The 21,895-nt window shown below is 63.3% G+C and carries 17 protein-coding genes; 8 read left to right on the top strand and 9 right to left on the bottom strand.

Annotation, left to right across the window (positions count from 1 at the left end; all coding sequences use genetic code 11):
- From M3P27_10260 to M3P27_10285, 6 genes are all read right to left on the bottom strand, one after another.
- Positions 1 to 442 (bottom strand): hypothetical protein (locus tag M3P27_10260; protein MDP9268688.1); only part of this gene is annotated, 442 nt, incomplete at its 3' end.
- Between the two features lie 101 nt (positions 443 to 543).
- Complete coding sequence (locus tag M3P27_10265; protein ID MDP9268689.1) at positions 544 to 2,010, bottom strand: DUF58 domain-containing protein; 1,467 nt, start codon at positions 2,008 to 2,010, stop codon at positions 544 to 546.
- Between the two features lie 99 nt (positions 2,011 to 2,109).
- A complete protein-coding gene (locus M3P27_10270; GenBank protein MDP9268690.1) occupies positions 2,110 to 2,427 on the bottom strand; it encodes a PGPGW domain-containing protein in 318 nt (105 codons plus the stop codon).
- The gene (locus M3P27_10275; GenBank protein ID MDP9268691.1) at positions 2,424 to 3,080 is read right to left on the bottom strand and encodes a DedA family protein; all 657 of its coding nucleotides are present in this window, start codon (positions 3,078 to 3,080) and stop codon (positions 2,424 to 2,426) included. The genes M3P27_10270 and M3P27_10275 overlap by 4 nt, the downstream gene beginning before the upstream one ends.
- Complete coding sequence (locus M3P27_10280; GenBank protein MDP9268692.1) at positions 3,073 to 4,002, bottom strand: alpha/beta hydrolase; 930 nt, start codon at positions 4,000 to 4,002, stop codon at positions 3,073 to 3,075. Before M3P27_10280 ends, M3P27_10275 begins: the two co-directional genes overlap by 8 nt.
- 169 nt (positions 4,003 to 4,171) lie before the next feature.
- The gene (locus M3P27_10285; GenBank protein ID MDP9268693.1) at positions 4,172 to 6,634 is read right to left on the bottom strand and encodes an ATP-binding protein; all 2,463 of its coding nucleotides are present in this window, start codon (positions 6,632 to 6,634) and stop codon (positions 4,172 to 4,174) included.
- Between the two features lie 338 nt (positions 6,635 to 6,972).
- On the opposite strand from M3P27_10285, the gene M3P27_10290 reads away from it, so the two are divergent.
- The 4 genes from M3P27_10290 (at position 6,973) to M3P27_10305 (ending at position 13,013) form a co-directional block, all read left to right on the top strand.
- A complete protein-coding gene (locus M3P27_10290; GenBank protein MDP9268694.1) occupies positions 6,973 to 9,795 on the top strand; it encodes an ATP-binding protein in 2,823 nt (940 codons plus the stop codon).
- Positions 9,796 to 9,856: 61 nt separating this feature from the next.
- The gene (locus M3P27_10295; GenBank protein MDP9268695.1) at positions 9,857 to 11,293 is read left to right on the top strand and encodes a sigma-54 dependent transcriptional regulator; all 1,437 of its coding nucleotides are present in this window, start codon (positions 9,857 to 9,859) and stop codon (positions 11,291 to 11,293) included.
- Between the two features lie 88 nt (positions 11,294 to 11,381).
- Positions 11,382 to 12,167, top strand: a complete 786-nt coding sequence (locus M3P27_10300) for an ABC transporter permease (protein MDP9268696.1) — start codon at positions 11,382 to 11,384, stop codon at positions 12,165 to 12,167.
- A gap of 3 nt (positions 12,168 to 12,170) precedes the next feature.
- A complete protein-coding gene (locus M3P27_10305) occupies positions 12,171 to 13,013 on the top strand; it encodes an ATP-binding cassette domain-containing protein (protein MDP9268697.1) in 843 nt (280 codons plus the stop codon).
- Between the two features lie 65 nt (positions 13,014 to 13,078).
- Here the strand turns inward: M3P27_10305 and M3P27_10310 are convergent, their stop codons facing one another.
- The 3 genes from M3P27_10310 to dprA form a co-directional block, all read right to left on the bottom strand.
- Entirely contained in the window at positions 13,079 to 13,561 is a 483-nt protein-coding gene (locus M3P27_10310; protein ID MDP9268698.1) for a hypothetical protein, read from the bottom strand.
- A gap of 135 nt (positions 13,562 to 13,696) precedes the next feature.
- Positions 13,697 to 16,267, bottom strand: coding sequence for a type I DNA topoisomerase (gene topA, locus M3P27_10315; protein MDP9268699.1), 2,571 nt, complete (start codon positions 16,265 to 16,267; stop codon positions 13,697 to 13,699).
- Positions 16,268 to 16,368: 101 nt separating this feature from the next.
- The gene (gene dprA, locus M3P27_10320) at positions 16,369 to 17,547 is read right to left on the bottom strand and encodes a DNA-processing protein DprA (GenBank protein ID MDP9268700.1); all 1,179 of its coding nucleotides are present in this window, start codon (positions 17,545 to 17,547) and stop codon (positions 16,369 to 16,371) included.
- A 246-nt stretch (positions 17,548 to 17,793) separates the two neighbouring features.
- Between dprA and M3P27_10325 the strand changes: the two genes are divergently transcribed.
- From M3P27_10325 to M3P27_10340, 4 genes are all read left to right on the top strand, one after another.
- The gene (locus M3P27_10325) at positions 17,794 to 18,645 is read left to right on the top strand and encodes a menaquinone biosynthesis protein (protein ID MDP9268701.1); all 852 of its coding nucleotides are present in this window, start codon (positions 17,794 to 17,796) and stop codon (positions 18,643 to 18,645) included.
- Between the two features lie 183 nt (positions 18,646 to 18,828).
- The gene (gene mqnC, locus M3P27_10330; protein MDP9268702.1) at positions 18,829 to 19,875 is read left to right on the top strand and encodes a dehypoxanthine futalosine cyclase; all 1,047 of its coding nucleotides are present in this window, start codon (positions 18,829 to 18,831) and stop codon (positions 19,873 to 19,875) included.
- Positions 19,876 to 20,038: 163 nt separating this feature from the next.
- On the top strand, positions 20,039 to 21,637 hold the full coding sequence (locus M3P27_10335) for a glycosyltransferase family 2 protein (GenBank protein MDP9268703.1): 1,599 nt from the start codon (positions 20,039 to 20,041) through the stop codon (positions 21,635 to 21,637).
- A 62-nt stretch (positions 21,638 to 21,699) separates the two neighbouring features.
- Positions 21,700 to 21,891, top strand: a complete 192-nt coding sequence (locus M3P27_10340) for a hypothetical protein (protein MDP9268704.1) — start codon at positions 21,700 to 21,702, stop codon at positions 21,889 to 21,891.
- The last annotated feature ends 4 nt before the right edge of the window (positions 21,892 to 21,895 follow it).

Consider the following 21,895-nt stretch of genomic DNA (forward strand, 5'->3'; position numbering starts at 1 on the left):
CGGCGAGGCCGCCGATAATGGCGCCCAGGGCGGCGCCGCCACCGACCTTGGTGACGTTGGACCTGGTGTGGGACTCACCTTTGATCTTGTAGCTCTCGGTGGAGATGGTGGTCGCCTGGTTGCCGGAGCCGACGGAGGTCAGCTCGAGGGTGAGCGAGCCGGGATCGCTGAGGCGTCCGGACTTGTAGACGGAGACGACGCGGCCGGTGACGTCTGCCCCGCGCGGCAGAACCTCGGTTCCGTCGATGACAAGCGGATAGGCGAGCGAGCCGCGGAATTCCTGGCCCGGCTGGGTCGAGTCACTGCTCAGGCTATCGGTCATGCGGACGCTGATCTGCGTGCCGGCGGGAATGGTGACGGTGCGCGAGCGGCGCTGCGCCTGCGCGATGAATGGGAGAGTAAGGAGAAGGATGGTGACAGCGAGGTTGCGTCCGAAGCGCATGGGAAACCCTCTGGGTGTAGAGTCGGCCGAATTCGCGCCGTACTCCGCGCATCGTACTCCGGGGCGCAAGCGGAGTACAAGCCGGATATGGCCGCGAAGCGTCAATCCGTGCCGGTGCGGACGCCGGCATCCTCGATGAAGACGAAATACGACGACGCCCACAATTGCGTCGGAATGCTGCCCCGCGGCCGCGCGGTGAGGATCACGTTGTAGTCGCCAGTCTCGGGCAGCGCGTTTAGCGTAAAGGCTTTCGTGGCCTGCATGTCGGCGGTCTCCGTGGGCTGGACTTCCGTTGGTTGGGCTTCAATAGGTTGGACAAGCGCGAGGTATTCGAGGAAGTCATAGATGTCGGCAGCACCGGAGTAGCCGGGCGCGACGAAGGTGAGTTCGGCATCTTCGCCGGCAAAGTGCCAGGCGAGCGACGCGGTCAGTTCTACGGCCGACTCGTAGGCGGCGGGCGGCACGGCCCCGGCCGCGGGATTATCGAAGATGATGCGCAACTTGCGCTCGTCCTCACGGGTGAACTCGCGGACTTTGAGCGAGCGCGACTTCGCGGTGGCCTTCCAGTCGACGTGGCGGGCGGAATCCTCGGGCAGGTATTCGCGGATGCGGTAGAGGTCGTAGCCGCGTCCGCGGACGAAGGCTTCGAACTCGCCACGGATCATGGGCAGCACTTCGAACAGCTCGTCGGTCTGATCCACGCGCGGATAGACGACAATCTTCTCGCGCACCTCGATGCGCCGCGTCTTCTCGAGGAAGGAGAATGGAAAGCGCGTGCGCACGCCCAGCTCGTTCTGGCGGTACTCGCCGCGGCTGGGAAAGAGCAGCTCCACGTCGGCAGCGAGTGAGCTGCCCCCCGGGATGTAGGGGAAATAGACCGCGCCACTGAAGATGGGTGGGACGATCGGCGCAAGCGGTTCGCGGTAGAGCGAGAGATCGGGCACACGCAGCCACTGCCGCACCGGCGGCCGCTGGAAGGGAAATCCGAAGACGGACTTGCGCCAACGCAGCGGGCGCTCAGCGCGCTTGCGCTTGGCGCCGCTCAGCACCACGGAGAAGATGGGAAAAAACCGGCGCAGGTTATGCAGGGTGAAGCGCGCCAGCACTTTGCGCTGCGCGAAGACGTGCAGCGGCATCGCGACCTCGAGCTCGAGTCCGCGCAGCACGCCGGCGGAAGCCACGCCGGAGACCACGATGGCGGCGAGCATGGTGGAGACCACGATGAACAGCAGGTTGTTGCCGGTATTCAACGCGGCGACGGCGATGACCAGGATGATGCCGAGATAGATCACGCCTTCGCGGGTGATGTCGTAATCGAAAGCGTCGCGCACGCGGCTGACGACGACGCGGCGGAAGAGGTAGGGGACGACGGTGAGTCCGACGAAGCCGGCCATGAGCAGCGCCGAGGAGGCGAGCAGCGCGGAGATCCAGAGGTGGCCCTGCTCGCGGAAAACCGTAGAGAAGATGGCCGCCATGAAGGCGAAGGCGAGTCCGGCGAGCGCGATGAAGAAACGCACCCAGGCACCGCGGTCGATGCGCGCGAATTGCGACTTCAGCAGAGACCACATGGCAGTGGGTTCAGGGACTGGCGCAGCAGCCTAGCATAGCGCGGCGGCTCGATGGCGGCAGTGGTTGGAGAGCAGCCGGTTGCGAGCAGCCCGTTCGGCTCAGGAAGCGGGTGGGCCGGCATGGTCCGCGGGCTCAGTATCCGCGGGTTCCTTGGGGCCGCGCTGGGCCATATCACGTTTGCCCCAGCCTGCCGCGCGCTGTTTCGCGCGCTCGATCAGGCTATGCAGCTTCGGAAAACGCTCACCGACACGCCGCAGCAGGTGGTGCGCCCACACATATTCACTGGAGAGGATGACGAGGCCGATGAGCAGGAAGAGGATGCCTTGCAGCACCGGCAGGAAGAGTCCGGCGATGCCCAGCAGGATAAAACCCCACCCGACCACGAGGACGAGAACGCGCTTGGCTGGCTGCTTCACCGCGAGTGAGACGAGGATACCACCCGGCCCGCGCGCCGGCGTTCGCGGCGTGCGCGGCGCATGCTCCGGCGTCGCCAGAACGCGAGCGCGACCAGCAAAAAGAGCGCCAGCAGCAGGAGCTGAGCGCTCTTGAGGTAGTGCACCAGCCGCACCCACTGGCTCCCGAAGACGTAGCCGAGCGTGGCGATCACGCTGACCCAGACGGAGGCGCCAAGAAAGTTGAAGACAGCGAACTTGCGCCAGGGCATGCGCAGGACGCCCGCGAGTGGTCCGGCGATGATGCGCATGCCAAAGAGGAAGCGAGCGAAGAAGATAGTGACCGAGCCGTAGCGCTGGAAGAGGCGTTCGCCGCGCGTGATAGTGCGCTGGCGGATATGGAACAACCGCTGGTAGCGGTCGAGCAGCGGACGTCCGCCGCGATATCCGATGAGGTAGCCGAGATTGTCACCGAGGGTGCAGGCGATGATGCCGAAAAGGATGATGTAGCCGAGGTGCAGCTCGCGCTCGCTGTAGGCGAGAAAGCTGGCAAAGAGCAGCGTGGTCTCGCCGGGCACAGGTAAGCCGGCATTCTCGAGCAGCAGGATGACGACCAGCGTCCAATAACCGTAATCGTCAAAGAACTGCCGCAGCAGATCGAAGAGCTGGTCAACCATGGGCGTGGGCGCGATCGAGGGCAGGCTGCGCGCTTTCCTTTTTTTGCAGGAACGCCATTACAACACGATTGAACTCTTCCGGTGACTCTTCATAGGGGAGATGTCCCACGCCCGGGAGCATGACCAGCTGCGCGCGCGGGAGACGTTTTTTCAACTCCTGCGCCGAGCTGGCATAAACGGCGCGGTCTTCACCGCCCCAGAGCAACAGGGTCTCGACGTCGCGGATCGTCGCCAACTCGCGCTCGTAAGCGAGCAGGTCGGAGCGCCAGCAACGCAGGACCTTGTGCGCGTACTCCATGGTGCCGCCGATGAGGAGCGGCGCGGTGTAGCCGGCCAGCGTGCCGGGGGCGATGCGGCTCTGGTCGCCATACTGGCGGCGCAGCCAGAAGCCTTGCGTAGCGGAAAACTTCTTCACCGCCCAGGGCAGCGCGCGCCCGATGGGGCCGGCGAGCAGGGGAACGAGCCAGCGTCCGCGGGCCGACCAGGGATTCAGGGCGTCCACCAGCAGGAGCCGGCGGATGCGCCGACGCCCGTGGCGCCCATGGCGCCCGTTCTCCTCGCGATCAAGCGCGGCGGCGAAGACGGCAACGGCGCCGCCGTGCGAGGTGCCGAGCAGGTCGGCCTCGCGCAGGCCAAGGGAGTCCATGGCTTCGAGCACGCGCGCAGCGCTATCGCGCAGGCTGCAGCCGAGCTCGGGATCGCGGTCGGAGAAGCCGGTGCCGAGCGCGTCTAGCGCGTAGACGGTGGCGATCCCGCCAAGCGCGGCGTAGTTGAAGCGCCAGGAGAATGAGTAGCCGAGCAGGCCGTGCAGCAGGACGAGTGGCGGTCCGGAACCGCAGGTGAGGTAGCGCATGCGGCGTCCGCTGACCAGGAGCGAGTGCTCTTCTACTCCGGCGATGGGCGGCGGCGTGGGTGCGGACATTTTTTTGCGGATGGGAAGGTGCAACCGATCGTGCCTGGATAGCGTCAGATAATTATAAGTATCGCCTCTGTCGCTTCTGTTATGAGGGGACCCGCTGGGTCCCCTCTTTTTTTGCGTCTGGTGCTGGTTGGCCGCCGCGGGTCATTGGTCATTGTTCATTGGTCCTCGGTCATTGTGCGCCACTCGCCCAAGCGGCCGATGAGGGGATGATACGTCCCTCGAGCACTTCCCTGACGCGCCGCTGCAGCCCGGCCGGACTAAAAGGTTTCTCCAGGAAGGCGACACCGGAACGGATATCGGTTTCGTGCAGCGCCTGCTCGGTGTATCCCGAGATGTAAAGCACCTTCATGCCGGGGCGCTTGGCGGCGATGCGCTGCACCAACTCATGTCCGCTCATGCCGGGCATGACCACGTCAGTGATGAGCAGCTGGATGACGCCGTCATACTCGATGCAGGTGCGCTCTGCCTCCTCGCCGTCCTTGGCAAGCAGCACCTTGTATCCCGAGGTCACCAGGATGCGATGGGCGAGGTGGCGCACGACCTCTTCATCCTCGACCAGCAGGATGGTCTCAAAGCCGACGCGGCGCGTACCGCTCTCACTGGGATCGCCCTCACTCACCGCCTGATCGACGCGCGGCAGGTAGACACGGAAGGTGGTGCCCTGGCCGAGGCCGCTTTCCACGGTGATGTATCCATCACTCTGCTTCACGATGCCGTAGACGGTGGAAAGGCCGAGGCCGGTGCCGCGTCCCACCTCCTTGGTGGTGAAGAAGGGCTCGAAGATGTGGTGCTGCGTCTCTTCGTCCATGCCATGGCCGGTGTCGGTGACTTCGAGCAGCACGAAGCGGCCGGGACGCGCGCCCAGGTGGTCACGCGCAAAGTTCTCATCGAGCACGACGTTCGAGGTGTTGAAGGTCAGCCGGCCGCCGGCGAGCATGGCGTCGCGCGCGTTGACCGCAAGATTCAGGATGATCTGCTCGACCTGGCTGGGATCGGCACGCACGGTGCCGAGGTCGGGCGCGGATCGAATGACGATCTCGATGTGCTCGCCGATCACGCGGCGCAACATGTTGTCCACGCTGGCGACGATGTTGCTCACGTTGATGTTGCGCGGCTGCAGCACCTGGCGGCGGCTGAAGGCGAGCAACTGGCGGGTGAGGATGGCGGCCTTCTCCGCCGCCTTCTCGATCTGGCCGACCTCGCGCGCCAACTGCTCATCGTCTTTGACGCGATCGAGCACCAGGCAGCTGTATCCCTTGATCACGGTGAGCAGGTTATTGAAATCGTGCGCGATGCCGCCGGCGAGCGTGCCCACCGCTTCCATCTTCTGCGACTGGCGCAACTGCTCTTCCAGCTTCTGGCGCTCGGTGATGTCCTGGCTGAGCACCAGCATGGCGGGACGTCCGGCAAAATCAAGCGGCTCGGCGTGGATCTCCACGGTAACCAGCTGGCCGTCTTTGCAGCGATGCTTCCAGATGCCGAATTGCCGGATGCCGCTCTCCTCCGCTAGATCGTTGAGCGGGCGCGGGACTTCGTCGGGCGGGCGGATCTGGGTGAGCCGCATGCCCAGGAACTCTTCCCGCGAATAGCCGTAGCGCCGCACCGCCGCGTCGTTGACCTCGAGGAAGCGCAGCGTCTCGAGGTCCACCACCCACATGGGATGAGGATTCGCGGCGAACAACAGCCGGAAGCGTCCCTCGGTATCGCGCAGCGCGAGCACGGCTCGCTGCTGGCGCGCCTGGCTCACCGCCAGCCGCGCGCTGTAGACCGCGAATGAGAACAACATGAGCAGCGAAGCCAAGACCGTTTGCTCTTTCAGTATCTGGCTGGAGAGAAAAAGCACAGTCAGCGGAATCAGCGTGGGCAGCAGGTGGATGCTGAGCGCCTGGCGCGGCGACGCGACGCGCTCGATCACCGGCTCGGGCTCGGTCTGCCGCCAGGTCACTGCCAGGATGGTGGCGAAGGTGAACGGGACGGTCCACGCGACGCTCGTCCAGTCGCCACCCTCGCTCTGCCAGACCAGGCGAGCGACGTTGGCCATGGCGGAGCAAGCGGAGTACACGATCAGGAATGCCGCGAGCCGGGTGAACAACTGGCGCACCTGGCGCGAGCGGCTGAGCGTGGCGCGCAGCAGGGCGCCGATGACGAGGAAGAGATTGCGCGAGTTGAACAGGTACGCGAGGCGGCGGGTCACGGCATCCTGCGGCGTCTCGATGCGCGCCGGCAGGTAGAAGAAGTACATGTACGCGGCGAACAGCACGATGCCGAACTGCACCAGGTCCAGAGTGCGCTGCCAGTCGACGTGCCGGCGCTCCGGCTCGGTCTCGAGCAGCAGCGTGAGCGCGATGGGCGTGAACGAGAAAAAGAACAGGACGTCGGTGGGAAGCTGGTGCTTATCCGGTATCGCGAAGACGTCGTAGTAGGTCCACACCGTCTGCGCTACTGCCCAGCAGGCGAACGCCCCACCCACCAGCCACCAGAACTGGCGGGCAAACCCTTGCGAGTGGCGTGCGGTCACTACGCAGGCAGCCGCGGCGAGCGCACAAGCCGCCAGCTGGACAAGGTCGGAGGCGACGATGCGGGCGTGGTCGCCGTGCAGCGTGAGCACCAGCAACACGTGCAGCCAGAGCAATGCCAGCGCACCGCCGATCAGAGCCCGAGATGTACTGCGAGGGACCACGGAAAATGGGAGGCTGGCGGGAGTCTATGAACATCCCGTGACGGGGTCAAACAAAATGTCGGACTGCGGTGTGAGGCCGGCCGTCCTAACGTCGGCGAGTCTATCTATGTGAAACCACAGCATATATACGGTATTTGGTATTATTTCCGAGCCGCTCGGGATATAATCCCCTAACCCACGGAGTCGAAAAGGTTTGCAAGGGATTGCCTTTGTCCAAAATCATGGAACCCGGTTTGCAGGTTGAACGGATACCACCAGCGGAGAGTCCGAGCCCTCGTCCGCGCCGGCCCATGAGATCAGAGTCGCACATCCGTTTTGTCGCGCTTGCCTTAGCCGTCCTCACCGTCGCGGCCACGGTGCTGGCGTTCATCAATTACCAGAAAGAGCGCAGCGCGGAAGTCCCCACCGACGGCGTCTGGTGGGTGGAGCACGAGGGCTGGCTGCGCGCCGAGCGGGTGGACCCCAGAGGTCCAGCGGACAAGGCCGGCATCAAGGCGGGCGACGAACTTTCCGCCATCAACGGACAAACCGTGAACAGCGTGGCCTCGGTGCAGCGGCAGATCTACCGCACCGGCATCTGGAAAGATTCCACCTATTCGCTGGTGCGCAATGAAGTGCCGGTGGACGTGAAGGTCATCCTCGAGCCGGCGGACCGCTCGGTGAACGCGGGCCTGCGGCTGATCGCGCTCATCTACCTCGGCATCGGCCTCTACGTGCTCTTGCGACGCTGGACGGCGCCCAAGTCCATGCACTTCTACGTCTTCTGCCTGGTGTCGTTCGTCTTCTACTCCTTCAAGTACACCGGCAAGCTGAACGGTTTCGACGAGACCATCTACTGGTCGAACGTGGTGGCGTGGCTGCTGCAACCCTCGCTCTTCCTGCACTTCTCGCTCACCTTCCCGGAGACCAAGCCGTTCGTGGCGCGGCATCGGTGGGTGATCCCGGCGGTGTATGCGCCGGCGGTGGCGTTGCTCGCCTTCCATATCTTCACCTGGCTGGTGCTCGCGCCTTCCGAATTGCTGCGCTGGAACCTGGACCGCGTCGAGATGCTCTACCTGGCACTCTACTTCGTGGGCGCGGCGCTGGTGTTCTGGAATACCTACCAGCACGCCGACACGCCGCTGCTGCGCCAGCAGATGAAGTGGGTCACGCGCGGGACTTTCCTGGCCATCGCTCCCTTCACCTTGCTCTACGTGGTGCCCTTTCTGGCGGGCGCGCTGCCTTCGGCGGCGCAGAAGATCTCGGTGCTGTCGCTGGTGTTCCTGCCGCTGACCTTCGGCTACGCCATCGTGCGCTATCGCCTGATGGACGTGGACATCATCTTCAAGCGCGGCATGACCTACACCCTGGTGACGGCCGCGATCTTCGGCATGTACTACGGCGTGGTGGCGATGGTCGCGCACCTCGTGCAGGTGAAGCTGCCTTCGACGGGCGCCGCCGGCCTGGTGGCCGCCATCGTGGTGACGGCGCTGCTGTTCGATCCCCTCAAGAGTTTCATGCAGCAGCGGGTGATCGATCCGCTGTTCTATCGCAAGCGCTACGACTATCGGCGGACGCTGATCGAGTTCGGGCGCGAGCTGAACTCCGAGACCGACCTGGCGAAGATGCTCACCATGGTCATCGATCGGCTATCGCGCACGCTGCTGGTGGATAAGCTCGCCATCTTTCTCGAAGAGGGCGACCACCACTACTTCATGGCGCGCTCGTTCGGCATCGGCAACGCCGGCCCGCTGGAGCTGAGTTTCCTGACCACGCACCACGTGGAATTCTCGACCGGCCACCTCTTCTTCGACAACACGCGGCTGGTGCCGCGCGAGACGCCGGCGGAGCAGGAGACCATCGCCAAGCTCGACCTGAATTACTACATCCCCTGCACCATCCAGAACCGTGTGATCGCGGTCATCGGGCTGGGCAAGACGATGGAAGGCGACTTTCTCTCCAGCGAAGACGTGGAGTTGCTCGAGACCCTGGCGGGATACATCGGCATCGCCATCCAGAACGCGGCGCTCTACGCCTCGCTCGAACAGAAGGCGGCAGAGTACGAGCGGCTGAAGGAATTCAACGAGAACATCGTGGAATCGATCTCGGTGGGCGTGCTGGCGGTGGACCTCGAAGACCGGGTGGAGAGCTGGAACTCGCAGATGGAAGTGATGTACGCGATGCCGCGCGTGGAAGTGCTGGGCAAACCGCTGAGCGCGGTCTTCCCGGCGGCGTTCAACGAAGAGTTCTACCGCGTGCGGCAGAACGCGGGCATCCACAACCTCTACAAATTCCGCTTGCAGACGCCGGCGGGCGACACGCGCACCACCAACATCGCGATCGCGCCCCTGGTGACGAAGAAGTTCAACGTGATCGGGCGGCTGATCATCGTGGACGACATCACCGAGCGCCTGGGCCTGGAATCGCAGCTCACGCAGGCGGAGAAGATGTCGTCCATCGGACTGCTCGCCGCGGGCGTGGCGCATGAGGTCAACACGCCGCTGGCGGTGATCTCGAGCTACGCGCAGATGCTGGCCAAGCAGGTGCAGGGCGATGAAAAGAAATCGGGTTTGCTGGAAAAGATCACGGCGCAGACCTTCCGCGCCTCAGAGATCGTCAACAACCTGCTGAATTTCTCGCGTACCTCGGGCGCCGCTTTCAGCGACGTGGACCTGAACAAAGTGATCGCCGACACGCTCGCGCTGCTCGATCACCAGATGAAGACCTCGAAGGTGAAGGTAATGCAGGAACTGGCCGCCGACCTTCCGCTCATCCATGGCAACAGCGGCAAGCTGCAGCAGGTGTTCCTGAACCTGTTCCTTAACGCCAAGGACGCCATGCCGCAGGGTGGCACGCTGACGGTGGTGAGCGCGAACGGGGCGGGCGTGAGCATCGCCATCCGCGACACCGGCTCGGGGATCGAGCCGGAGAACCTGCGGCGCATCTATGAGCCCTTCTTCACCACCAAGAATGCAGGCGGGACGGGCGAGCGCCGCGGCACCGGGCTTGGTCTGGCGGTGAGTTACGGCATCATCCAGGAGCACGCCGGAAAGATCCACGTGGAGAGCGTGCCCGGACAAGGCACCACGTTCCATCTCGAGTTTCCCATGGTCCGCAAAGCCGTGAGTGTGTGAGGAATTTTGAAGTTTGAGTTTTGAAGGTTGGGTACTGAAGTAGTGGAGTAAGGAGTTGAATATGTCGAATGCTGCTGTGTTGACGCGTCGAGCGGCGCCGGAGAACACCGGCGGGCTCGGTTCCATCCTGATCATCGACGACGAAGCAGCGATCCGCGAATCACTCGAGACGCTGCTCGACCTCGAAGGCTACGCGCTGGAGACCGCGGAGACGGGCGAAGAGGGGCTGGCGCGGCTGGCGGCGCGTCCCTTCGACCTGATCCTGCTTGATTTCGCGCTGCCGGACATGAATGGGCTGGAGGTGCTGGCGGAGATCCGCGACCGCGATCCGCAGCTGGCGGTGATTATGATCACCGCATACGGCACGGTGGAGAACGCGGTGCGCGCGGTGCAAGCAGGCGCGACGAATTTCATCCAGAAGCCGTGGGACAACGAGAAGCTGCTCGCCGACGTGCGCGCCACGGTGGCGCGGCGCCGCGCCGAAGACGAGAACGTCCAACTCAAGCGCGCGCTCAAACAGCGCTACAACTTCGAGCACATCGTGGGCAAGAGCGAGCCGATGCTGAAGGTGTTCGACCTGGTCGGCCAGGTCGCACCTTCGCGCTCGACCGTGCTCATCCAGGGCGAGAGCGGCACGGGAAAAGAGCTGATCGCGAAGGCGATCCATTCGAACTCGCCGCGCAAAGACCGCGCCTTCGTCCCGGTGAACACCGGCTCGATGCCGGCGGACCTGCTGGAATCCACGCTCTTCGGCCACGTGAAGGGCGCATTCACCAGCGCCATCGCGTCGAAGAAAGGCCTGTTCGAGGTCGCCAACGGGGGGACGCTCTTCCTCGACGAGATCGCGACCATGTCGCTGGACACGCAGGCGAAGATCCTGCGCGTGCTGCAGGACAAGAAATTCATGCACCTGGGCGGAGTGCACGAGCTGCAAGTGGACGTGCGCATCATCGCGGCGACGAACGTTGACCTGAAGCAGCAGGTGGAGGAAGGCAAGTTTCGCGAGGACCTTTATTACCGCCTGAACGTGATCGCGGTGGAGTTGCCGCCGCTGCGCGCGCGCCGTGAAGACATCCCGCTGCTGGTGCAGCACTTCCTGGAGAGATTCTCGCAAGAGAATGGCAAGACGGTCTCGGGCATCGCGCCGGAGGCGCTGCGGCCGCTGCTGGACCATGGCTGGCCGGGCAACGTGCGCGAGTTGGAGAACGTGATCGAGCGCGCTGTGGTGCTGGCGCCGCGCGAGACCGTGACCAGCGACCTGCTGCCGGCGAGCGTGCTCGGGCGCGACGTGGTCGGGCGCATCCTGGCGGAGCGCGCTGACGCATCGTTATTCGACATCATCGAAGAGTGCGAGCGGCGCGTGATCGGCGAGATGCTGGAAAAATGCAATTGGAACCAGACCGAGGCCGCCGAACGCTTCCACATCCCGCTTTCCACGCTGAACCAGAAGATCAAGCGGTTGAACATCGAGATCAAGAAGAAGGCGAAGGAAGGCTAGAGCCCCTTGTCTGGGTCATGCTGAGGGGATGACCCTGTCACGGTTGTTCCCCCTTCTACGGCTCCTCTGCTACACTCCCTGCTTCCGCATGGAACTCATCTCCCCGGTCGATTGGGCCAAAGGCACGGTGCTGGCGGTGCAGGACTACTCGCTGCTGGCGGCGAGGTCGCTGAGCAACGTCTTCCGACGGCCGCGCTACGTGGCAGACACGCTGGTGCAGATGGACCTGGTCGGAGTGGGCTCGCTGCCCATCGTTGTGTTGACCGGCTTTTTCACCGGCGCGGTGCTGGCGTTGCAAGGTTCGAACACGCTGGTGCGCTTCGGATCGCTCTCGCTCATCGGACAACTGGTCTCCATCTCGATGGTGCGCGAACTGGGTCCGGTGCTCACCAGCCTGATGGTGGCGGGCCGCAACTCGAGTGGCATGGCCAGCGAGCTTGGTTCCATGAAGGTGACCGAGCAGATCGACGCCATGCGCGCGCTGGGCACCGATCCTTCGAAGAAACTGGTGACGCCGCGCGTGGTCTCGAGCGTGACCATGCTGTTCTTTCTCACCATCATCTCGGACCTCGTGGGCCTCTCGGGCGGCGCGATGGTCTCCACGCTGATGCTGGGGCTGAACGCCAACCAATACTGGAGCAAGGCGTGGCAGTCGCTGGTGTTCGAAGACGTGTTCATGGGACTGACCAAGCCGATCCTGTTCGGGTTCATCCTGTCGACCGTGGGTTGTTACTACGGCCTGTCGACCAAGGGTGGGACGCAGGGTGTGGGCCGCGCGACCACGCAGGCGGTGGTGGCAGCATCGGTGCTCATCTTGATCGTTGATTTCTTCTGGACGCGCCTGCTGATGGTCTTCATGGGCGGCGGCGGATAAGTCTTGTCACTCACGGCGACCATCCCGGGAGACGTGGCCGCGCAGGACACGCAGCACGTGGCCATCGTGTTCGACGATGTGGCCATCGCCTTCGACGACATCGTGGTGCTGGATGGCGTCTCCTTCGAACTCAAACGCGGCGAGACCAAAGCCATCTTTGGAGTTGCCGGCGCCGGCAAGACCACGCTGCTCAAACTCGCGATGGGACTCATCCAGCCCGATAGCGGACACATCTGGGTGCTCGGCCACGACGTGACGAAGATGAAAGAAGAAGACCTGTTCGAGCTGCGCCGCAAGATCGGCATGGTCTTCCAGGAGAGCGCGTTGTTCGATTCCATGACGGTGCGCGACAACGTGGCTTTCCGCCTGATCGAAGAGCACGATATTCCCGAAGCAGAGATCGATAACCGGGTGCGCGAGGTGCTGCGCTTCGTCGAGCTCGAACACACCATGGACATGCTGCCCTCAGAGCTTTCCGGCGGCATGCGGCGGCGCGTCTCCATCGCGCGCGCCATCATCACGCAGCCCGAGGTGATCCTCTACGATTCGCCCACCGGCGGCCTGGATCCGATCACCTCGACCACCATCGTGCAGTTGATCGTGAAGCAGCGCGACGTCTACAAGACCAGCTCGCTGCTGGTGACGCATCGCCTGCAGGACGCCTTCACCATGGCCACCAGCTACTTCGACGTGAAGGCCAACGAGATGAAGCCCATCCAGCCGGGCGCGAACATCGAGGTGAAGACCAGTTTCCTCATCCTGCGCGAAGGCAAGATCATCTTCGATGGCGATGCCGCCGAGCTCACCGCTACCAAAGACGAATACATCAAGGAATACATCGCGTAGTCGCCCGTCGAGCGGGGCAAAAAACCAGGGCCGGGCAGAGTGCCCGGCCCGTTCTCTTGCTTGGCTTACCGTCCCGCGGCCTTGGGCTGGGCGCGCCGGCTGGCAATCATCTTCTGGGCGCGCTCCACGCGCGCGCGGCGCCCGGGAGTGGCCATCGCCGCTTCTTCGATGTGCTTGCCGAAGTCGGGGTTCAGACGTTCACGCATGAGGTGGAAGAACGAGCCGTACTTGGCGTAGAGGAAGAAGAGCTCACCCGAGAAGTCGTCGAACAGCTCGCCGTGGATCACGCCGCGGTTCGACAGCGCTGCCGTCTGCTCCCAGTAGGAAAAGACCATGCGGAAGTGCAACTGCTGCTCGCTCCCGAAGTTGAACGCGAGGGCAGCGAATTCCTCGTCCGCAGTGGGGATGAATTCAAAGAGCACGAAGTTGCGGGCCTTGCGCAGCTTCTCATCGCGGCGCTGGTCGTAGAGGTGGAGCAAGAGCTCAGCGTCGGCATGCGTCGCCGGACGCGATCTCGGTGCGGACTTTGCCTTGGTCTTCTTGGCCATAGGGTGACTCCTTGGCGATTTGGGGGGGCTGATTATGCCATGGACCCGGTTCAGACGCCGAATGTTCAGACACCGAACGTTTCGGACACCGAACGTTCAGACGCCGAACGAGGATCGCACGAGGACTACGCGAGACTACGCGACTGACGCAGCTTCCGGCATCGGCCGTGAATAGTCGCATCGCACCGCCGGTGCCTCGGCTGCTTCGGCGGCGGCGCCCTTCTTCTTCCTACGCTTGGGCGCGTCGTCCTCGTCGGCCCCGGCGCTCTTGTTGGGACAGGCGATCACGGTCCCGGATTTCAGCCGCTTCTCGACCAGGTACGGATTACCGCACTGCGGGCACGATTCGTCGACCGGCTTCCAGTTGGAGGTGAAGTCGCACTTCGGATAATTGCCGCACCCGTAGAACAGGTTGCCGCGGCGGCGCGCCTTCTTCTCCACGATCTCGCCTACTTTGCACTTCGGACACTTCATCCCGATAAAGTTCTGCTTGATGTACTTACAGTCGGGATATCCCGAGCACGAAACGAACTCGCCGTAGCGGCCGTGGCGCAGGATCATGTTGCGCCCGCACTGCGGACATTTCTCTTCCAGCGGGATGTCGGGAACCTTCTTGCCCTGATCGAGCCGGCGCGTGGTCTTGCACTCGGGATATCCGGTGCAGGCCATGAACTGGCCGAAGCGTCCGCGCTTGAGCACCATGAGCCGCCCGCAGTTCTCGCAGTATTCCTCCTGCGTGGTCTCCTGCAGGTCGGCGGAATCGAGGTCGGGCAGGTCGATGGGATTCTCTTTGGTGAAGGTGCAGGAGTTGGGATCGTCTTTGGCGTAGGCGCTGCAGGCGAAGAACGAGCCATGCTTGCCCCACTTGATGACCAGCGGCGAGCCGCAGCGCTCGCACTTCTCGTCGGTGGGCTTCTCCATCCGCTTCACGTTCTCCATGTGCTTCTCGGCGTAGCGGAGGTCCTTGGCGAACTTCTTGTAGAACTCGCCCAGCGCGTCGGTCCACTTCTCCTTGCCCTCTTCGATCTCGTCGAGCTCCTCCTCGAGGCGCGCGGTGTACTGCAGGTCGAAGATGTCGGGGAAGTTCGCTACCAGCAGGTCGGTGACGACCAGGCCGATCTCGGTGGGCGCAAACTTGCCTCCGCCCTTCATGACATAGCCGCGCTCCTGGATGGTCGAGATGATGGCCGCGTAGGTGGACGGGCGTCCGATGCCGCGCTCTTCCAGCTCTTTTACCAGCGAGGCCTCGTTGAAACGTGGGGGCGGCTCGGTGAAATGCTGCTCCGGCTTCAGGCCTTTGAGCTCGAGCTTCTGGCCCGCTTCCAGCGCCGGCAGCTTGTGACGCAGCGCTTCGTCTTCTTCGTCCTTCCCTTCCTTCGACTCTTCGTAGACTTTGAGGAAGCCCTCGAACTTGAGCACCGAGCCGGTGACGCGGAAGGGATAATTAGTGCCGGTGCCGCTCTTCGCCGTGGCGTCGATGTCGACGGAGGTCTGGTCGAAGACGGCGGAATTCATCTGCGACGCGACGAAGCGCTGCCAGATGAGCTTGTAGACCTTGTACTCGTCTTCCTGGAGGTAGCGCTTGATGGCATCGGGATGGCGCATCACGCCGGTTGGGCGGATGGCCTCGTGCGCCTCCTGCGCGCCCTTCTTCGATTTGAAGAAGTTGGGCGACTCGGGCAGGAAAGGCTCGCCGAAGTTCGAAGCGATGTACTCGCGGACCTCGCCGAGCGCGTCATTGGAGACGCGGGTGGAATCGGTACGCATATAAGTGATGAGGCCGACCGAGCCTTCTTCGCCCACGTCGATGCCTTCATAGAGACGCTGCGCGATCATCATCGCGCGCTTCACGCTGAAGCGCAGCTTGCGCGAGGCATCCTGCTGGAACTTCGACGTCGTGAAGGGTGGCGCGGCGGAGCGGCGGCGCTCCTTCTTCTCTACCTCGCGAACCACCCAGGCGGCGTTCTCGAGGTCGGCCTGGATGCGCTTGGCCGTCGCCTCATCGGGGATGGAATTCTTTTCCGGGTTGGCGCCGACGAAGTTGGCGTCGAACAGCGGCGGCTTGGCGCCGGCGAGATGGGCGTCGAGCGTCCAGTATTCGACCTTCTGGAAAGCCTTGATGTCGCGCTCGCGCTCCACGATGAGCCGCAACGCGACGGTCTGCACGCGGCCGGCGGAGATGCCGCGCCGGACCTTGTCCCACAATAGCGGCGAGACCTGGTAGCCGACGAGGCGATCGAGCACGCGGCGGGTCTGCTGCGCGTCGACCAGGTTGCGGTCGATCCCGCGTGGGTGTTCGAAGGCTTCCTTCACCGCCTTCTGCGTGATCTCGTTGAAGGTGACGCGGTGGATGATGACCGCTTCCTCACCCTTCTTCTTCTTCCTCTTCTTGCCATTGAAATCGTCGCCGCCAAGTTCTTCGGCGAGATGCGCGGCGATGGCCTCGCCTTCGCGGTCGGGATCGGGCGCCAGATAGATGGCGGAGGCCGACTTGGCCAGCTTCTTCAGCCGGGCCAGAACCTTTTCTTTTCCGGGGATGACGGTGTACTCGGTCTCGAAGTCGTTCTCGACGTCGACACCCAGGGTCTTCTTGGGCAGGTCTTTCACATGCCCCAGCGAGGCTTCCACGTCGAAGCCTTTGCCGAGATATTTATTGATCGTCTTCGCCTTGGCGGGCGATTCGACGATTACGAGTGCTCTTGCCAATGGGTCTCCTATGGTTCCCCTATGGGACTGAAACTAGCACGACTGCACGCGAAATCCGAAATCGGGGCCTCTTTGCAGAGGTCACCCCGAGCGACTGCGTCCTAGAACGCTTTGACGAAATTCTTGCCGGGAAGTTGCCGGATCTTGCCGCTCATCTCCAGCTCGAAGAGCGCTGCGAAGATCTCGGAGGAGGAGACGTGCGGCTCCAACTGCTCCACTAATTCATCGATGTGGGTGGATTCGTCGGGCTTGAGCAGCGCGAAGATCTTGCGTTCGGCAGCGCCCAGGGCTTGATCGTCCTCGAATAGAGATGCAGTAGACGGCTCTTTGGATTCAGACGCTGTCTCTGGGACGAGCCTGGCCTGGACCTCGGCGGGCAGCTCTTCCCAGACGTCTTCCCAGGTGGCGGTGAGCCGGGCGCCCTGCTTGATAAGCGTATTCGGACCCCAGGAATTCTTGTTGGTCACGTTGCCGGGGACGGCGAACAGATCGCGGTCCTGCTCGAGGGCGCAGCGCGCGGTGATGCGGGTGCCAGAATACTCGCCCGCTTCCACCACCAGTACGCCGAGGGAGAGTCCGCTGATGATGCGATTGCGGATGGGAAAATTCTGTGGCGCCGCGAAGGTCGCCATGGGGAACTCGGAGACCAGCGCACCACCCAGCGCTACCATCTGCTCGGCAATCTTCTTGTTCTCGCGCGGGTACATCACGTCGACGCCGGTGCCGAAGACGGCGACCGTCTGCCCTTTGGCCTGGAAGGCGCCGCGGTGGGCGGCAGTGTCCACGCCACGAGCCATGCCGCTGAAGATCACGAGGCCGCGGTTCGCCAGGTCGCACGCGAGGCGCTCAGCCATCCCAATGCCGTAGGGCGTGGGGTGACGGGTGCCGACGATGGCGATGCCCGGCCGCGAGATGGTCTCCACGTCCCCACGAACAAAGAGCACGACGGGCGGATCGTAGATCTGCTTGAGCAGCGGCGGGTACGCGGGGTCGCTGAGTCCGATGATATGCGCGCCGGAGGCGGCAGCGCGCACCATCTCTTCTTCGGCGAGCGCGAGCGATTTTCCCGTGCCGATGGATTGTGCCGCGCCGGCGCGTAGTCCGGCGGCTTCGAGCTCGGTGAGCGAGGCGCGGAAGATGTTATCGACCGACTCGAAGTGCTCCACCAGCTTGCGCGCGCGGCTGGGTCCGAGCGTGGGCGTGAGCGCGAGCGCCAGCCACAGCTTTGCCTGCTCGCTGGGGGAAGAGGACGGCGCCGGTCTCGGAGCGGCATGCGCCATAGGGAAGGTCTCGTGGGGCCGACTGTACCATACCGAACAGAGGAGCAAACGCGTGACCGCAGCGCGCAGCGATTCTCTTCTCTCTGACCTCTATCGCGGGACGATATCGTTTCCAGGACAATCAGGGGCATCCGACTCACGGCCGGGTCGCTGTGGTGTAGCGGGAGGCCATGCCGGCGGGCGAGAGTTTTTGCGTGGGCGTGTCCGGCACAGTCTCCGAACTTTTGCTAGAATCCTCCGTCGATCATGGCTTCGCGCCTGCGCGTCTCGGCGATCTCCTTCCTGAACACAGCTCCACTGATGTGGGGCTTTGACCATGAAGACCTGCGCCGTCAATTCGAGGTGCACTACACCGTGCCGGCGGCGTGTGCGCAGGAGCTGCGCGCGGGCGTGGCCGACATCGGCATCATCCCCGTGATCGCCTACCAGACCATCCCTGACCTGGCAGTGATCCCGGGGGTAAGCATCGCCGCCAACGGCCCGGTGCGATCGATCCTGCTGGTCAGCAAGAAGCCGCTCGACGAGATCAAGACCATCGCTGCCGACAGTTCTTCGCGCACCTCGGTGGCGCTCTGCCGCGTGCTGCTGCGCAAGTGGCACGACGGCCAACGCTTGTTCACCGCGATGGAGCCCAAGCTGCCCAACATGCTGGCGGAGAATGACGCCGCGCTCATCATCGGCGACCCGGCGCTCACCGTGGACCGCTCGCGGTACCTCTGCTACGACCTGGCCGAAGAGTGGACGCGGCATACCGGCAAGCCCTTCGTCTTCGCCTTCTGGGCGGTGCGCAAGGCCGCGGTCGTCGGACCTGGACATGGGCGCAAGCTCGACCTGCCACGCATCTTCCAGACCTCGCGCGACCATGGCCTGCTGCCCGAGAACGTGGAAAAACTGGCGCGCGAGTGGGCGCCGCGCGTCGGTATCAGCGAGGCAGAGGTGAAGAGCTATCTCACCGAGAGCATCGACTACTCACTCGATGACGCCCAACTCGAGGGCATGCAGTTGTTCTTTCAGTACGCGGTCGAGACGGGCGTGATCCCCGCCATGCGTCCGATCGACTTCCTGGATGAGTCGCGCGGGACGGCGCTGGCCTGCTAGTGGATTTTCGCGGGTAAGAGCGAAAACCAAGGTGCTTCGCGACCGATACCCGCGCTGAAGAAAGCGCGCGGGGCCCTCGGTCACTCAGCATGACCCATCATTATTTGTTGGAGCGAGCGTCTTTTTGAACGTGGAGGGCGAGGTTTGGTTCCCGGCCTCCTGGCCAGTAAAATAGGTATTGCGATGAGCGTGACCAAACAAGAAGCCCTCGACCTGTTCCGCTCCGACGACCTTATCGGCATCGGCATGGAGGCGGATGCGCTGCGGCGCAAACTGCATCCCGAGGGCGTGGTCACGTACATCATCGACCGCAACATCAACTACACCAACTTCTGCACCGAGTACTGCACCTTCTGCGCTTTCTACGCGCCGATTAAAGGACCGGGACGCGCCAAGGGCTACGTGCTCGAGTTCGACCAGATCTACGACAAGATCCAGGAGACGGTGGAGTTCGGCGGCACCGGCGTGCTGATGCAGGGCGGATTGCATCCCGACTTGAAGATGGACTGGTACGAGGCGATGCTGCGCGGCATCAAGCAGCGCTTCCCGCAGATCCATCTGCATTGTTTTTCGGCGAGCGAGATCATCCACTTCGCCGAATTGAATGGCCTCTCCATCCGCGACACCATCGCGCGGCTGCGCGACGCCGGGCTCGATTCCATCCCCGGCGGTGGCGCGGAGATCCTCGACGACGAAGTGCGCCACAAGGTCGCGCGGCTGAAGTGCCTGACGGCGGACTGGCTGAACGTCCATCGCACCGCGCACCAGCTCGGCATGCGGACCACGGCAACGATGATGTTCGGTGTGGGCGAGACGCTGGAACACAGAGTGAACCACTTCCAGCACGTCTATGACCTGCAACAGGAGACGGGCGGATTCACCGCGTTCATCCCGTGGACCTTCCAGCCGGGCAACACCGCGCTCGGCGGACGTGGCTGGGACGAGGCGACTTCGGTGGAATATCTGAAGACGCTGGCCATCGCGCGCATCTTCCTTTCGAATATCGAGAACGTGCAGTCGAGCTGGGTGACGCAAGGTTTAAAGGTCTGCCAGATGGGGCTGCGCTTCGGTGGCAACGATGTGGGCTCGGTGATGCTGGAAGAAAACGTCGTTCGCGCGGCCGGGACGACTAATTGCACTACCGAGGAAGAGCTGCGACATATCATCCGCGACGCCGGCTTCCGCCCCGCGCAGAGAGACACGCTGTACACGAAATTCTTCCTGAACTAACTCCGGCTGACCGGTCGAACCCGCCATGTAACGGCAAACCCTCGCCCTCTTGTTACAATCTTTAGTTTCCGTCCCCTTCGCGGACGCACTGGTAGAAGAGAGACACACCCTGCACCTGCTGGCCACAATCTGGAGCTATTCCTATGTCTTCACCGCCGCGTTGGTGTGGGCGCAGAAGAAGGGTGTGTTCGAGACGCTGAAGCGGCAGATCACCGACACCACCTTCAAAGGCCTGTACCAGCCGAACTGGTTCGACTACGGCCTGCTGCTGCCCTACTTCGTGGTGATGATCATCCTGGCGATGTACGGCCTGCATCGCTACCAGCTCGTCTGGATGTACTACCACAACAAGAAGAACAAGGTGACGGACCCGCCGGCGCGTTTTGCCGAGCTGCCGCGCGTGACCATCCAGTTGCCCATCTTCAACGAGCAATATGTGGTGGAGCGGCTGGTGGAGTCGATCTGCAAGCTCGACTATCCGAAAGACAAGCTCGACATCCAGGTGCTCGACGATTCCACCGACGAGACCGTCGCGGTGGCGCGTGCGGTGGTTGAACGCTACGCCGCGTTGGGGAATCCGGTCAGCTACCACCATCGCGATAACCGCGAAGGCTTCAAGGCGGGCGCGCTGCAGGAAGGCTTGAAGACGGCGAAGGGTGAGTTCGTCGCCATCTTCGACGCCGATTTCGTCCCGCCGGAAGACTGGCTGATGCAGGTCATCCACCACTTCGTCGACCCGAAGACGGGCATGGTGCAGACCCGGTGGACGCATCTCAACCGCGATTACTCGTTCCTGACCAACGTGGAGGCCATCCTGCTCGACGGACACTTCGTGCTCGAGCATGGCGGACGCTCGCGCTCGCGCGTGTTCTTCAACTTCAACGGGACCGCCGGGATGTGGCGGCGGCAAGCCATCGACGAAGCCGGCGGCTGGGAGCACGACACGCTCACCGAAGACACCGACTTGAGTTACCGCGCGCAGCTCAAGGGCTGGGAGTTCAAGTATCTGCAGGACGTGGAGTGTCCGGCGGAGCTGCCTATCGAGATGACGGCGTTCAAGGTGCAGCAGGCGCGCTGGGCGAAAGGGCTGATCCAGTGCGCGAAGAAAGACCTGCCGAAAGTCTGGCGGTCGAACGCGCCGCTGCGGGTGAAGATCGAGGCGGTTTACCATTTGACGGCGAACATCAGTTATCCGCTGATGATCGTGCTGTCGGTTCTGCTCTTGCCCGCGATGGTCACGCGCTTCTACCAGGGCTGGTTCCAGATGCTCTACATCGACCTGCCGCTGTTCCTGGCGTCGACGTTCAGCATCTCGAGCTTCTACCTGGTGTCGCAGAAAGAGCTGTACCCGGGCAAGTGGCTGCGCACCTTCTTGTACCTTCCCTTCCTGATGGCGCTGGGCATCGGCTTGACGCTCACCAACACGCGCGCCGTGCTGGAAGCGCTTTTCGGGATACAGAGCGCGTTCAAGCGGACTCCGAAATATTCCGTCCAGAAAAAGGGCGAGCGCGCGATGGCGCAGAAGTATCGGCGGCGGCTGGGCTGGGTGCCGTGGCTCGAGATGCTCGTGGGGTGCTACTTCGCTTACACGGTGTGGTACGCGATCGTGAATCAGAACTTCATCACCGTCCCCTTCCTCACGCTGTTCGTGTTTGGTTACTGGGTGACGGGATTGATGTCGCTGCTGCAAGGCCGCTTCGAGCGCTCAGGTTCGGCCGCCACCGCGGAGATGCACGAGAAGCCGTTCCCGGTGGGGGTATGAGGGCGCTTTCCGCTGTCCGGATTCCGATGTAACCTTTGCTCGGACCGGAGAGTCACACTGACATGAGCCGCACGCTGATCGCTGCGCTTCTGCTCGCGGGCACACTCGCCTTCGCGGGCGACAACCTAAAGCTCAATCCCAAGCTGGATTACAACTCCGACTCGCTCGATGGGCCGCTCGTCACCGGCGACCGCCTGGCGGAGGGCATCGTTGCCGGCAAGCCGAATTACGTGCTCATCGTCGGCGAGGGTTGATTCA

The sequence above is a fragment of the Acidobacteriota bacterium genome (assembly GCA_030774055.1).
In the GTDB taxonomy this organism is placed as follows: Bacteria; Acidobacteriota; Terriglobia; order Terriglobales; family Acidobacteriaceae; genus JACPNR01.

What these genes read in the sequence shown, in the direction of transcription:
- M3P27_10265 (MDP9268689.1), bottom strand. Translation starts at nt 2,010, where the DNA reads ATGTGGTCTCTGCTGAAGTCGCAATTCGCGCGCATCGACCGCGGTGCC.
- M3P27_10275 (MDP9268691.1), bottom strand. Translation starts at nt 3,080, where the DNA reads ATGGTTGACCAGCTCTTCGATCTGCTGCGGCAGTTCTTTGACGATTAC.
- M3P27_10280 (MDP9268692.1), bottom strand. Translation starts at nt 4,002, where the DNA reads ATGTCCGCACCCACGCCGCCGCCCATCGCCGGAGTAGAAGAGCACTCG.
- M3P27_10290 (MDP9268694.1), top strand. Translation starts at nt 6,973, where the DNA reads ATGAGATCAGAGTCGCACATCCGTTTTGTCGCGCTTGCCTTAGCCGTC.
- M3P27_10295 (MDP9268695.1), top strand. Translation starts at nt 9,857, where the DNA reads ATGTCGAATGCTGCTGTGTTGACGCGTCGAGCGGCGCCGGAGAACACC.
- M3P27_10300 (MDP9268696.1), top strand. Translation starts at nt 11,382, where the DNA reads ATGGAACTCATCTCCCCGGTCGATTGGGCCAAAGGCACGGTGCTGGCG.
- M3P27_10310 (MDP9268698.1), bottom strand. Translation starts at nt 13,561, where the DNA reads ATGGCCAAGAAGACCAAGGCAAAGTCCGCACCGAGATCGCGTCCGGCG.
- dprA (MDP9268700.1), bottom strand. Translation starts at nt 17,547, where the DNA reads ATGGCGCATGCCGCTCCGAGACCGGCGCCGTCCTCTTCCCCCAGCGAG.
- M3P27_10325 (MDP9268701.1), top strand. Translation starts at nt 17,794, where the DNA reads ATGGCTTCGCGCCTGCGCGTCTCGGCGATCTCCTTCCTGAACACAGCT.
- mqnC (MDP9268702.1), top strand. Translation starts at nt 18,829, where the DNA reads ATGAGCGTGACCAAACAAGAAGCCCTCGACCTGTTCCGCTCCGACGAC.
- M3P27_10340 (MDP9268704.1), top strand. Translation starts at nt 21,700, where the DNA reads ATGAGCCGCACGCTGATCGCTGCGCTTCTGCTCGCGGGCACACTCGCC.